The following is a 13,726-nucleotide window of genomic DNA, read 5'->3' as shown; positions in this document are numbered from 1 at the left end:
CGCTTTTGTGTCCCTGGAATAAACAGAATGAATGGTTTGATCAAAGGAGCAGGCAAAAAATTGCCAGAAAATGTAAACAGTACGCATAAATGCGTATTTTGCCTCTCGACGGCGGTGTTTCCGCTGCCTATTATTTATGGCTGTGTCGTTTGGTTAATATTCAGAGGGGAGTAAGATGCGCGCAGCGTTTTGGGTAGGATGTGTCGCGTTATTATTATCGGCTTGTAGCAGCGAACCTGTTCAGCAGGCAACCGCCGCGCATGTCGCACCGGGCATGAAGGCAGCAATGTCCAGTTCAGGAGAAGCTAATTGCGCCATGATTGGCGGTTCGCTCTCTGTTGCTCGTCAACTGGATGGTTCTGCTATCGGGATGTGTGCGCTACCCAACGGCAAACGCTGTAGTGAGCAGTCGCTTGCCGCCGGAAGTTGTGGGAGCTATTAAGCCACCACGTTTCCTACATTAAATCCGCGAGTTTATACGTCAGCGTTTGTTCTGCTGTCGCCAGCGTTAACTGGTCAGCAGTCAGATCGACCTGTGCGCCTTGCTTAAACATTTCGCTGACGATCCCGTCGAGCGCGTTAAGCTGTGGATCGGCGCACATCATACGTGTCATCGCCATATCTTTTACCTTCAACTCACCGTCGGACAGCTTGCCCTGACCGTGGAATTGATTACACATCTTTCCTGATACCGTCATGTTTTCGCCAAAACTTAACTCAGGTGGGTTGGTGGCGGTGACGGCTTTACCATTCACGCTTTGCAAAACGAAGCGGTGATGCTGCAACTGTTCGCGATTGACGGAAACTTTTCCATTGCTCACACAGCCAGCCATCAGCATGCTGAGCGCAATCAACGTGACAACGTTCTTCATTAAATTTCTCTACGTTTGTGACGGGAATACATTCAATATAATAATGATACTGAATGATTTATCATCGGTGATTGTCTGAAAATGCTCCCCTGACGCCAGGGGAGCACAGGAATTAGAAGAGGGCGTTTGGACAGGTCTCGCCTTTGGAGATTTGGGCCAGATTCTGTAGCGTAGTCTCAGAAATACTGGTCAACGCCTCAGCTGTCAGGAATGCCTGATGTCCGGTGAACAACACGTTATGACAGGCTGAGAGACGACGGAATACATCATCCTGAATGACGTCATTAGATTTATCTTCAAAGAACAGGTCGCGTTCGTTCTCATACACGTCCATACCCAGAGAACCAATTTTCTGGTTTTTCAGCGCATCGATAGCGGCTTGTGAGTCGATCAATGCACCACGACTGGTATTAATGACCATCACGCCGTTTTTCATTTGCTCAAAGGCTTCGTGATTGAGCAGATGATAATTCTCCGGTGTTAACGGGCAGTGCAGAGAGATGACATCTGACTCGGCAAACAGCGTTTTAAGATCGACATATTCAACGCCTAGCTCCAGCGCAGCAGCGCTCGGGTAAGGATCGAACGCCAGCAGACGCATACCAAAACCTTTCAGGATCCGCAGTGCAGCAATACCGATTTTACCGGTACCGATCACCCCAGCGGTTTTGCCATACATAGTAAAACCGGTCAGCCCCTCAAGAGAGAAATTGGCATCACGGGTACGCTGGTAGGCGCGGTGAATTCGGCGATTCAGCGTCATCATCATGCCAATCGCATGCTCAGCGACGGCCTCTGGTGAATAAGCTGGAACACGAACCACCTGCAGACCCAGCTCTTTTGCTGCGTCGAGATCGACGTTATTGAACCCGGCACAACGCAGCGCAATGTATTTCACGCCATGCTTTTTCAGTTCTTCCAGAACGGGGCGGCTGCCATCGTCGTTGACGAAAATGCACACAGCTTCACAGCCATGGGCGGTTTTCGCTGTTTTTTCCGTCAACAGAAAGTCAAAGAATTCAAGTTCAAAACCAAAAGCCTCGTTAACCTGCTGCAGATACTTCTTGTCGTACTGTTTTGTACTATAGATGGCGAGTTTCATAAGACTTTCTCCAGTGATTTTGACGTCACATTAATCCAATTCAAATTATTTTACAAAATCTAAAAAGTTATTGATAGTCATAGGCGTAATGAATAATTTCAGCGTATCTGTTGTTAGTGTGGGCAGGTTACACAATTTCAACAACTGGATATTTTTCTATCCAACTCAACACCCGAATATCGCGGCAGGTAAAAAGCCAGCCGAATCACATCCGGACAGCTACGCTTATACAGGTAGCAATTATCGGGAGGGGTTATGCTGACTCACTCTGAAGCAAAACGATGGGCCACCCTAATGCTCAAGGCGGCATTATGCGATGGTATGAAACCTGATGAGATTTCCCGGCAGGTACATCTGGTCTGCGATCATCATGGTAGGGAGTGCCTCGAAGAACTCATTGAGGAAATTCTGATAGAAGCAGGTCGTATCGGACCTAAACATAGCGATGGACAACTGAGGCCTCATTGAGTCTGAATCTTAATATCCCCGACGGCACGTGTAACAGCGTGCCTATAAATCGGTTATCTATCCTTAATGTGGGCATATCCAGTTAAACATGCCACAATACAGGCCTAAACCGGCTTAAATTTTTGCTAAATCAGGATATTAACTACCCATGAAGGGTAAATATAAAGCCGCTCTGGCACTCCTCTTATTATTGATTCTCGTGCCGCTGACGCTAGTGATGACGCTTGGCCTGTGGGTGCCTACGTTGGTGGGTATCTGGTTACCCGTTGGAACACGCATCGCGCTGGATGAGAGCCCGCGGCTGACACGGCATGGGTTGCATATACCTGAACTCCGCTATCTGGTTGAAGATTGCCCGCTAGCACGCATCACTCAGGCGGATCTGTCTCACCCCAGCCGCTGGGCGCTGAATGTCGGGACCATTGAGTTGGATTCAGCTTGCCTGGCCAAATTGCCGCAGGCAGAGCCGTCGCCAGCAGCGCCTAAAACGCTGGCTGAATGGCAGTCAATGCTGCCCAATACCTGGATTAACATCGACAAACTTATTCTTTCTCCATGGCAGGAATGGCAGGGAAAACTGTCACTCTCGCTCACTCCCACCACTCAACAACTGCGTTACCAGGGTGAAAAAGTTAAATTCCAGGGGCGTTTGCACGGGCAAAACCTCACGGTAACTGAGCTGGATGTTGCGGCATTTGAAGGCCAGCCGCCGGTAAAATTGGTCGGTGAATTTACTATGCCACTGGTGCCCGATGGACTACCGGTAAGCGGTCATGCGGTTGCGACGTTAAGTCTGCCGCAAGAGCCCACGCTTGTGGACGCCGAACTGGAGTGGCAAGAAAACAGCGGACAACTGATCGTCATGGCGCGTGATAATGCCGATCCGCTGCTTGACCTTCCGTGGGAAATAACACGCCAGCAACTGACCATCAGCGACGGACGCTGGAACTGGCCTTATCAGGGATTCCCCTTAAGCGGGCGGTTGGGCATAAAAGTTGAAAACTGGCAGGCCGGACTGGAAAACGCGGTGGTGAGCGGGCGTCTGAACGTTCTGACGCATGGCGACGCCGGTAAAGGAAATGCCGTATTAACGCTGGGGCCGGGTAAGCTTGGCATGGATAGTAGCGAGATGCCGCTACAGTTGACCGGTGAAGCGAAACAGGGCGATCTGATCTTCTACGCGAAATTGCCCGCCAGACTTAGCGGAAGTCTGAACGATCCACAATTGGCTTTTGAGCCAGGAGCGCTGCTGCGCTCACGTGGGAGGGTGATTGATTCGCTGGATATTGACGAGATTCGCTGGCCGCTGGCAGGCGTAAAAGTCACGCAACGTGGTGTGGATGGGCGTCTGCAGGCTATTTTACGTGCGCATGAAAACCAGATGGGGGGCTTTGAACTGCATCTGGATGGCCTGGCAAATGATTTTCTTCCTGATGCCGGTCGTTGGCAGTGGCGATATTGGGGGGAAGGCAGCTTTACGCCGATGCATGCCCGTTGGGACGTAGCGGGTAAGGGAGAATGGCATGACAACACCCTGAAGCTATTTGATCTTTCTACCGGATTTGATCATCTGCAATACGGCACGATGAAGGTGGAAAATCCGCGTCTGGTGATGGACGAACCGATAGTTTGGGTGCGGGATGCAACCAAACCGAGATTTAGCGGCGCGCTGTCGCTGGACGCAGGGAACACCACCTTCACCGGGGGAAGCGTGTTACCACCATCGACGCTGAAGTTCAGCGTGGAAGGTAGCGATCCGACAATTTTCCAGTTCAAAGGCCAGCTTCACGCGGGGGCGATTGGGCCCGTACAGCTGAATGGTCGTTGGGACGGTATCCGTCTGCGCGGACAGGCATGGTGGCCAAAACAATCGCTCACCGTATTCCAACCTCTGGTTCCACCTGACTGGAAAATGAAGCTACGTGAAGGTGATCTGTATGCGCAGGTCGCATTTTCGGCAGCCCCGGAGCAGGGCTTTGAAGCAGGCGGTCATGGGGTGTTAAAAGGCGGTAGCGCCTGGATGCCCGATAACCAAATCAACGGTGTCGATTTTGTATTGCCTTTCCGGTTCAGTGAAGGCGCTTGGCAACTGGGTACGCGTGGACCTATTTCACTGCGTATTGCGGAAGTGGTGAATCAGGTGACGGTGAAGAATATCGCCGCCGATTTGCAGGGGGCGTACCCCTGGAGTGAAAACAACCCGTTACTGTTGAGCGATGTCAGTGCCGACCTGCTGGGTGGCAAAATCATCATGCAGCAACTGCGGATGCCGCAGCACGACCCGGCCTTATTGCGGGTGCAGAATATCTCTTCCAGCGAGCTTATCAGTGCGGTTAACCCCAAACAGTTCGCCATGTCTGGCCCGGTCAGTGGCGCGTTGCCATTATGGCTGGATAACGAAAAATGGATCATAAAAGACGGCTGGTTGACTAATCCAGGGCCGATGACGTTGCGTATTGATAAGGACACAGCGGATGCGGTCGTCAAAGATAACATGGCGGCGGGGGCGGCCATTAACTGGCTGCGTTATATGGAAATAAGCCATTCGTGGACGAAAATAAATCTGGATAACCTCGGTGTTTTAACCATGCAGTCAACCGTGACTGGCAATAGTCGGGTAGATGGCAAAGTAGGTACGGTTAATTTGAATTATACCCACGAGGAAAACGTCTTTACGCTATGGCGCAGTTTGCGTTTTGGCGACAATTTACAGGCATGGCTTGAACAAAATGCAGCGCTGCCGGAAACCCATTGCCCGGAAGGCAAGGAATGTGAGGAACAACAATGAAAACGATAGCTGCCATGCTGGGTCTGCTGACTTCATCTCTGCTGGTAGGGTGTACTCCCAGAATCGAAGTGGCTGCGCCAAAAGAGCCCATCACCATTAATATGAACGTCAAAATCGAGCATGAGATCCATATCAAAGTTGATAAAGACGTCGAAAGTTTATTGAAATCGCGCAGCGATTTGTTCTGAGGTCATGATGAGAAAACAGTTTGCAGTGGCGCTGGTCGTCCTAAGTTTACTCAGCAGCAATACGTGGGCATTGACCCTGAATGAAGCCAGAACTCAGGGGCGAGTAGGGGAAACGCTCAATGGCTATCTGGTCGCATTGCAAACCGATGCCGAAACGCAGGCGCTGGTGAGTGAGATTAATAAAGCGCGCAACGCCAGCTATCAGCAACTGGCAGAGAGCAATAATATTCCGCCAGATGAAGTGGCAAAAATGGCCGGGCAAAAGCTGGTTGCTCGCGCTAAACCGGGAGAGTATGTGCAGGGTATAAATGGTAAGTGGTTGAGAAAAGAGTAAATCGCTTTTTCACCCTGCCAGAGGGACACGACGCTGGATTATTCATCGACATCGCAATAGTTGCCACACGGCATAAAATGGATGCTGGTATAGTCCAACACCGGTCGCGTCGTAGGGTGAAATCATGTGGCTTCTCAAGTGGTACGTCTGGAATCGTTGGGTATTCAAGCTGTTAAGCCGGGATGTCGCGGAGCCTGAACAGTTTTTGCTTCATTGTTGGGAAGAGAATCTGGCGAAATGCAGGGATTATGCACCTATCTGGCGTGATATTAATCGCATTCACGGCAAACAGATACAGATGCAGGGAAAGAAGTAAGTGTCGGAGAAACCCTCCCACCGGATGGTGAGAGGGGGGAATTATCAGGCAGCTACCACGCTGTCGATAGCGGCTTTCGCGTCGGACTGTGCTTTAGACGCCACTTCCGGGCCGTAAGCAATACCTTCAGCAAAGACAACATTCACGTCGGTGATGCCGATAAAGCCCAGGAATACGTTCAGGTACGGCGTGATCAGGTCGGTTGGTGTGTCTTTATGAATACCACCACGGCTGGTCAGCACCACCGCGCGTTTACCTGTCACCAGACCTTCCGGGCCTTTCTCGGTATAACGGAAAGTCACACCTGCACGGGCAATCAGGTCAAAGTAGTTTTTCAGCTGCGTTGGGATGTTGAAGTTGTACATCGGCGCGGCGATAACAATCACATCATGCGCTTTCAGCTCAGCAATCAGCTCATCGGACAGCGCCAACGCTTCTTGCTGACGCGGCGTCAGCGGTGTATCGCTCGGGCGCATCGCACCCACCAGTTCGCCATCCAGTACCGGTACAGGATTTGCAGCCAGGTCACGGACAGTGATTTCATCAGCAGAGTGCTTTTCACGCCACTGTTCAACAAAATAATCAGACAACTGACCAGACTGAGAGTACCCTGCCAGAATACTGGATTTAAGAACTAATACCTTGCTCATGGGTGTTTCCTTTTATGTGTTTGAAGGGGTAGTGCCCCGTTGCTTGTTGACACTTTATTCACAATCCTGTCGCAGTGATAGCGCAATATATCGAATCCTATGTTCGAAATTATTGAACAACACATGAAAAGCGCCGATGTGGTACTCTATACCCATCATCTAAAAGAGATTTAACCCGGCAGAGCACTGCCTTTTAACGCTATGACAGAACAACAAAAATTAACCTTCAACATGTTGCAGCAACAGCTGGACTCACTGATGCTGCGTGACAGACAGCGTTTTGCCCGCCGCCTGCACGGTGTGAAGAAGGTTAAAAATCCTGATGCACAACAGGCCATTTACCAGGAGATGGCGAAAGAGATTGAGCTGGCAGCCGGTAAAGTTGTGCTGCGTGAAGCTGCGCGTCCGGAAATCCGCTACCCGGAAAACCTGCCCGTCAGCCAGAAAAAACAGGATATTCTGGAGGCTATTCGCGACCATCAGGTGGTGATTGTCGCCGGTGAGACCGGTTCGGGGAAAACCACCCAGTTACCCAAAATATGTATGGAACTGGGGCGCGGGGTAAAAGGGCTGATAGGCCATACCCAGCCGCGTCGTCTGGCGGCGCGCACCGTGGCGAACCGTATTGCGGAAGAGCTGCAGACCGAGCCGGGCGGCTGTATCGGTTATAAGGTACGTTTCAGCGATCATGTCAGTGATAACACCATGGTCAAGCTGATGACGGACGGTATCCTGCTGGCAGAAATCCAACAGGATCGGCTGCTAATGCAGTACGACACCATCATCATCGATGAAGCGCATGAACGCAGTCTGAATATCGATTTTCTGCTCGGCTATCTGAAAGAACTTCTGCCGCGTCGTCCGGATCTAAAGATTATCATCACTTCGGCGACCATTGACCCGGAACGCTTTTCTAAGCATTTCAACAATGCGCCGATTATCGAAGTCTCCGGCCGAACGTATCCGGTGGAAGTGCGCTATCGTCCAATTGTTGAAGATGCAGATGACACTGAGCGTGACCAGCTGCAGGCAATTTTTGATGCCGTAGATGAACTGGGGCGTGAAGGGCCAGGCGACATTCTGATCTTCATGAGCGGCGAACGTGAAATTCGCGATACCGCCGATGCGCTGAATAAGCTGGATTTGCGCCATACCGAAGTGCTACCGCTGTATGCGCGTCTTTCAAACAGCGAACAGAACCGCGTGTTCCAGTCGCACAGCGGTCGCCGTATCGTGCTGGCGACCAACGTGGCGGAAACGTCGCTGACCGTTCCGGGAATCAAATACGTAATTGACCCGGGCACCGCGCGTATCAGCCGTTACAGTTACCGCACCAAAGTTCAGCGCTTGCCGATTGAACCGGTGTCGCAGGCCTCTGCTAACCAGCGTAAAGGTCGCTGCGGTCGTGTTTCAGAGGGGATCTGTATTCGTCTGTATTCTGAGGACGATTTCCTGTCGCGCCCGGAGTTTACCGATCCGGAGATCCTGCGTACCAACCTGGCATCCGTTATTTTGCAGATGACCGCGCTGGGGTTGGGGGATATCGCGGCGTTCCCGTTTGTTGAAGCGCCGGATAAACGCAATATTCAGGACGGGGTGCGCCTGCTCGAAGAGCTGGGGGCGATAACCACCGACGAACAGGCAACCGCTTATAAGTTAACGCCGTTGGGCCGTCAGCTGTCGCAACTTCCGGTGGACCCACGGCTGGCGCGAATGGTGCTGGAAGCACAAAAACATGGTTGTGTGCGCGAAGCGATGATCATTACCTCAGCGCTGTCCATTCAGGATCCGCGCGAGCGTCCAATGGACAAGCAGCAGGCATCCGATGAGAAGCATCGCCGTTTCCACGACAAAGAGTCTGATTTTCTTGCATTTGTGAACCTGTGGAACTATCTCGGCGAGCAGCAAAAAGCGCTGTCGTCAAACCAGTTCCGTCGCCAGTGCAAACTTGATTTTCTGAACTACCTGCGCGTGCGTGAGTGGCAGGATATCTACACGCAACTGCGCCAGGTGGTGAAAGAGTTGGGTATTCCGGTCAACAGCGAACCCGCTGAATATCGGGAGATCCACGTCGCGTTGCTGACCGGTTTACTGTCGCACATCGGGATGAAAGATACCGATAAACAGGAGTTTACCGGGGCGCGTAACGCTCGCTTCTCGATCTTCCCGGGTTCAGGTTTATTCAAAAAACCGCCGAAGTGGACGATGGTCGCCGAGCTGGTGGAAACCAGCCGCCTGTGGGGACGTATTGCCGCGCGTATCGATCCCGAATGGGTGGAACCGGTAGCCCAGCATCTGATCAAACGTTCATACAGTGAACCGCACTGGGAACGCGCGCAGGGTGCTGTGATGGCGACAGAAAAAGTCACTGTCTACGGCTTACCGATTGTTGCGGCCCGTAAGGTAAATTACAGCCAGATCGATCCCGCGTTGTCGCGTGAACTGTTCATTCGTCATGCGCTGGTGGAAGGTGACTGGCAAACGCGCCATGCGTTTTTCCGTGACAATCTGAAGTTACGGGCTGAAGTGGAAGAGTTAGAGCACAAATCACGCCGTCGCGACATTCTGGTCGATGATGAGACGCTGTTTGAGTTTTACGACCAACGCATCAGCCATGACGTGGTTTCTGCTCGTCACTTTGATAGCTGGTGGAAAAAGGTCAGCCGTGAAACACCGGATCTGCTCAACTTTGAAAAGAGCATGCTCATCAAAGAGGGTGCGGAGAAAATCAGTAAGCTGGATTATCCGAACTTCTGGCATCAGGGTAACCTTAAGCTGCGCCTGAGCTACCAGTTCGAACCTGGAGCCGATGCGGACGGTGTGACCGTACATATTCCACTCCCGCTGCTTAATCAGATCGAAGAGAGCGGTTTTGAATGGCAAATCCCGGGGCTGCGCCGCGAATTGGTGATCGCCCTGATTAAGTCGTTGCCAAAACCGGTACGACGCAACTTTGTGCCCGCGCCGAACTATGCGGAAGCGTTTTTAGGCCGCGTCACACCGCTGGAACTGCCGCTGCTGGACTCGCTGGAGCGTGAACTGCGCCGCATGACCGGCGTTACCGTTGACCGTGAAGACTGGCACTGGGATCAGGTGCCCGATCACCTAAAAATCACCTTCCGGGTGGTGGATGATAAAAATAAGAAGCTACAGGAAGGGCGTTCGCTGCAAGATTTGAAGGATGCGCTGAAGGGTAAAGTTCAGGAAACATTGTCTGCGGTGGCCGATGACGGCATCGAACAGAGTGGGTTGCACATTTGGAGCTTCGGTCAACTTCCGGAAAGTTACGAACAAAAACGCGGTAACTATAAGGTGAAAGCGTGGCCGGCGCTGGTCGATGAGCGTGACAGCGTTGCCATCAAACTGTTTGATAATCCGTTGGAACAACAGCAGGCGATGTGGTGCGGTTTACGCCGCCTGTTGCTGCTGAATATTCCTTCGCCAATCAAATATTTGCACGAGAAGCTGCCCAATAAAGCCAAGCTGGGGCTGTACTTTAACCCATACGGTAAAGTTCTGGATTTGATTGACGACTGTATCTCCTGCGGTGTGGATCAGTTAATTGACGCCAACGGTGGCCCGGTGTGGACTGAAGAAGGCTTTACCGCGCTGCATGAAAAAGTGCGGGCTGAACTGAACGATACGGTGGTGGAGATTGCGAAGCAGGTCGAACAGATCCTGACCGCAGTGTTTAATATCAATAAACGTCTGAAAGGGCGCGTGGATATGACCATGGCGCTGGGTCTCGCGGATATCAAATCGCAAATGGGCGGACTGGTGTATCGCGGGTTTGTTACCGGCAATGGTTTCAAACGCTTGGGCGATACGTTGCGTTATTTGCAGGCTATTGAAAAACGTCTGGAAAAACTGGCTATCGACCCGCACCGTGACCGTGCACAGATGCTGAAAGTGGACAGTGTGCAGCAGGCCTGGCAGCAGTGGTTCAATAAACTGCCTCCCGCACGCCGTCAAGATGCCGATGTCAAAGAGATCCGCTGGATGATAGAAGAGCTGCGCGTCAGCTATTTTGCCCAGCAGCTTGGTACGCCGTATCCGATCTCCGATAAACGTATTCTGCAGGCGATGGAGCAGATTAGCGGCTGACTACGTTATACATTTTCTTGCTCTTTAATAAACCCGGTTAGCATAAGCGCCGGGTTTATTTATGAATTCTGAAAATAATACGAAGTATGTTGAATAAAATATAATAAGAGTATGCTGCCAGGGTGCAGATAGATAATCATGGTGTGGCGGTAGCATTGTATATATAGATGGCATTTATTCATATACTTAATATTGTTTCCTTTTGTTCTGTGAATCCGATTTTTAAAAGTCTGTATTGCAATGATTCCATTGATTTAGTGAATGAAAAGATTGTGTTTTTATAATTATGCTCAACGTCATTATATAACGTAATCTATATGTTTTTTAATGATTCATTAAGTTGTTTTTTAAATATTCTCATGATGAATTTATTCGGCTTGCATATAAAAAGGTTAACACTCGAAATAGTAAATAAAAATCACTCACAATAGCTTTCGATATGAGTGTGTTTACTGCTTTATCCCAGGAGTTTTTTTATGTCAACAGGATTACGTTTCACACTGGAGGTGGACGGCCTGCCACCGGATGCGCTGGCCGTGACATCCTTTCACCTGGAGCAGTCCCTTTCCTCGTTGTTCACCCTCAATATTTCGCTGGTCAGCCAGCAGTTTCTCAGCATTGATTTCTCTCAGGTTCTGGAAAAAACAGCCCATCTTAAAATCTGGCTGGGCACGGAGATACAGCGCCGGGTGAACGGTATTGTGACCTGGTTTGAGCAGGGGGAAAACGATGGACATCAGATGCTGTACAGCATGATTGTCCGGCCACCGGTGTGGCGTGCCTCCCTGCGGCAGAACTCCCGTATTTTTCAGAATGAGGACATTAAAAGCATTCTGGGGACGATATTGCAGGAAAACGGGGTGACGGACTGGAGTCCGCTGTTCAGTGAGGCGCATCCGGCGCGGGAATTCTGCGTGCAGTACGGTGAAACGGATTATGACTTTCTGGCGCGGATGGCGGCGGAGGAAGGACTGTTCTTCTACGAAGAGCACTCGCCTGACAGCGACGACCAGAGTCTGGTGCTGTGTGACACGGTGCGCTTTCTGCCGGAGGCGTTTGACATCCCGTGGAACCCGAATACCCGGACCGAAGTGAGCACGCCGTGCATCAGCCAGTTCCGCCACAGCGCACAGATACGCCCCTCTTCTGTCATTGGCAAGGACTACACCTTCAAACGTCCTGGCTGGGCGGGCCGCTTTGAGCAGCAGGGGCAGAACCAGGATTATCAGCGTACACAGTATGAAGTGTTTGATTATCCGGGGCGCTTCAAGGACGGCCACGGGCAGAACTTCGCCCGCTGGCAGGTGGAGGGCTGGCGCAATAATGCCGAAGAGGCGCAGGGGAAAAGTCGTTCTCCGGCAATATGGCCGGGGCGGCGTATTCAACTGACGGAACATCCGCAGGCGGGCCTGAACCGGGAATGGCAGGTGGTGAGCAGCGATTTGCAGGGGAAACAGCCGCAGGCGGTGGCGGGGCGTTCCGGTTCAGGGACCACCCTTGAGAATGATTTTACGGTGATACCGGCGGACAGGACGTGGCGGCCCCGGCCAATGGAAAAGCCGTCAGTGGACGGCCCGCAGTCAGCCACTGTTACCGGCCCGGAGGGGGAGGAAATCTTCTGTGACGAACATGGCCGGGTGCGGGTGAAGTTTAACTGGGACCGGTATAACCCGGCGAACCAGGACAGCTCGTGCTGGATACGGGTGGTGCAGGCGTGGGCGGGACCGGGGTTCGGCAACCTGGCGATACCGCGGGTGGGCCAGGAGGTGATAGTGGACTTCCTGAACGGGGACCCTGACCAGCCGATAATCATGGGGCGGACGTACCATGCGGATAACCCGCCGCCTGGCGGTCTGCCGGGGACGAAGACGCAGATGACGATACGGTCGAAGACGTACAAGGGCAGCGGGTATAACGAGCTGATGTTCGAGGATAAAACAGGTCAGGAACTGTTGTCGATGCATGCGCAGAAGGACATGAAGACGACGGTACTCAACGATCAGGGTACGGCGATCATTCGTAACCAGAGTCTGGTAGTGGGCAATAACCGGCTGAAAGTCGTGACCGCCAACGAAGATGTCAAAATTGACGGGCACCAGCTGCTCAATATTCGGCAGTTTCAGGAAGTGAATGTCAAAACCGATGTGACCTGTTTTAACGGCGGCGACAGGATAATGCAAAGCGCGGGAAATGTGGTCATCGGCTCAGGTTCCATGATCCGGCTGGAATGTGGGGAGAGTGCACTGGAGTTGCATGCCGGGGGCGTGATTAACCTTAAGGGCAAGGCGTTTAACATCGTGGCTGAGGGTAACAGTCTCATTACGACAGGCACAGCTATGCTGGGCCTGAATCCGGAAGAGCCTGCCCCGGCTATTGGCGTTGTCGGTGACAGCCATAAAAAAGACTTAACCAGCATTATACAGGGATTATTCCCCGAAGAGACGGGGGACGGAAAATGAACGCCATTTACCGCATGAATGAAGGACATCTGGCGCTGAGCGGAGAAGACTGGCTTGACTGCACGATGCAGGTTATCCGCAATACCCGCACCCACACCTCACTGGTGATCACCCGCGCAGTTATTGCCGGGGACAGGTCGTTTGATGACGAACTGGTATTCCAGTGGGCACAGGTGGCTGCACAGATCGATAACTATCAACAGACGCCACCCGTCACATTAACGTTGCCTTTATTGCCTGACTGTCCCGCCCGGGAAACGACGGCTACATATCTTCGTGAACCTTATTTTTGTTGCCAGCGCCAGCTGGCCGTACTGATGCCAGAACGGTGGCTGCTGATGCTGACCTGCACCGCACTGAATACCTTTAGCGAAGAGGACGAACGGTTCTGGCTGCAGGTTAAAAATACGCTGGACAGGGACTGAGATCAGACAGAGGACGTTTT

Annotated in this window: 11 protein-coding genes; 8 read left to right on the top strand and 3 right to left on the bottom strand. The window is 51.9% G+C overall.

Translation table 11 applies throughout. The features are described 5' to 3' along the window. Positions 1–175: 175 nt before the first annotated feature. Positions 176–442 carry a putative hemolysin gene (locus OGY09_RS20960; protein WP_008784885.1) on the top strand — a complete coding sequence of 89 codons (267 nt, stop codon included), beginning with the start codon at positions 176–178 and terminating at the stop codon, positions 440–442. 13 nt (positions 443–455) lie between these two features. On the opposite strand, the gene hslJ is transcribed toward OGY09_RS20960, so the two are convergent. Then, the gene (gene hslJ, locus OGY09_RS20955; protein ID WP_008784884.1) at positions 456–872 is read right to left on the bottom strand and encodes a heat shock protein HslJ; all 417 of its coding nucleotides are present in this window, start codon (positions 870–872) and stop codon (positions 456–458) included. Between the two features lie 112 nt (positions 873–984). Continuing rightward, a complete protein-coding gene (locus tag OGY09_RS20950) occupies positions 985–1,974 on the bottom strand; it encodes a 2-hydroxyacid dehydrogenase (RefSeq protein ID WP_003833196.1) in 990 nt (329 codons plus the stop codon). A 616-nt stretch (positions 1,975–2,590) separates the two neighbouring features. Between OGY09_RS20950 and OGY09_RS20945 the strand changes: the two genes are divergently transcribed. From OGY09_RS20945 to OGY09_RS20930, 4 genes are all read left to right on the top strand, one after another. Further along, on the top strand, positions 2,591–5,230 hold the full coding sequence (locus tag OGY09_RS20945; RefSeq protein ID WP_008784883.1) for a YdbH family protein: 2,640 nt from the start codon (positions 2,591–2,593) through the stop codon (positions 5,228–5,230). Then, positions 5,227–5,418, top strand: a complete 192-nt coding sequence (locus OGY09_RS20940; protein ID WP_008784882.1) for a YnbE family lipoprotein — start codon at positions 5,227–5,229, stop codon at positions 5,416–5,418. The genes OGY09_RS20945 and OGY09_RS20940 overlap by 4 nt, the downstream gene beginning before the upstream one ends. Positions 5,419–5,425: 7 nt before the next feature. Then, positions 5,426–5,752 carry a YdbL family probable chaperone protein gene (locus tag OGY09_RS20935; protein WP_032943562.1) on the top strand — a complete coding sequence of 109 codons (327 nt, stop codon included), beginning with the start codon at positions 5,426–5,428 and terminating at the stop codon, positions 5,750–5,752. A gap of 124 nt (positions 5,753–5,876) precedes the next feature. Next, on the top strand, positions 5,877–6,068 hold the full coding sequence (locus OGY09_RS20930) for a hypothetical protein (RefSeq protein ID WP_032943560.1): 192 nt from the start codon (positions 5,877–5,879) through the stop codon (positions 6,066–6,068). Positions 6,069–6,112: 44 nt separating this feature from the next. On the opposite strand, the gene azoR is transcribed toward OGY09_RS20930, so the two are convergent. After that, positions 6,113–6,718 carry an FMN-dependent NADH-azoreductase gene (gene azoR, locus OGY09_RS20925; RefSeq protein WP_003020341.1) on the bottom strand — a complete coding sequence of 202 codons (606 nt, stop codon included), beginning with the start codon at positions 6,716–6,718 and terminating at the stop codon, positions 6,113–6,115. A gap of 201 nt (positions 6,719–6,919) precedes the next feature. Here azoR and hrpA point away from each other — a divergent pair, with 201 nt between their 5' ends. From hrpA to OGY09_RS20910, 3 genes are all read left to right on the top strand, one after another. Continuing rightward, entirely contained in the window at positions 6,920–10,822 is a 3,903-nt protein-coding gene (gene hrpA / locus OGY09_RS20920) for an ATP-dependent RNA helicase HrpA (protein WP_032943558.1), read from the top strand. Positions 10,823–11,298: 476 nt separating this feature from the next. Further along, on the top strand, positions 11,299–13,281 hold the full coding sequence (locus OGY09_RS20915) for a type VI secretion system Vgr family protein (protein ID WP_122973787.1): 1,983 nt from the start codon (positions 11,299–11,301) through the stop codon (positions 13,279–13,281). After that, a complete protein-coding gene (locus OGY09_RS20910; RefSeq protein ID WP_032943557.1) occupies positions 13,278–13,706 on the top strand; it encodes a DcrB-related protein in 429 nt (142 codons plus the stop codon). Before OGY09_RS20915 ends, OGY09_RS20910 begins: the two co-directional genes overlap by 4 nt. Positions 13,707–13,726 lie beyond the last annotated feature (20 nt).

Origin of the sequence: Citrobacter sp. Cpo071, assembly GCF_030332765.1 — a bacterium.
Lineage (GTDB): Bacteria > Pseudomonadota > Gammaproteobacteria > Enterobacterales > Enterobacteriaceae > Citrobacter > Citrobacter portucalensis.
This window is presented reverse-complemented; position numbering and strand designations above follow the sequence as displayed.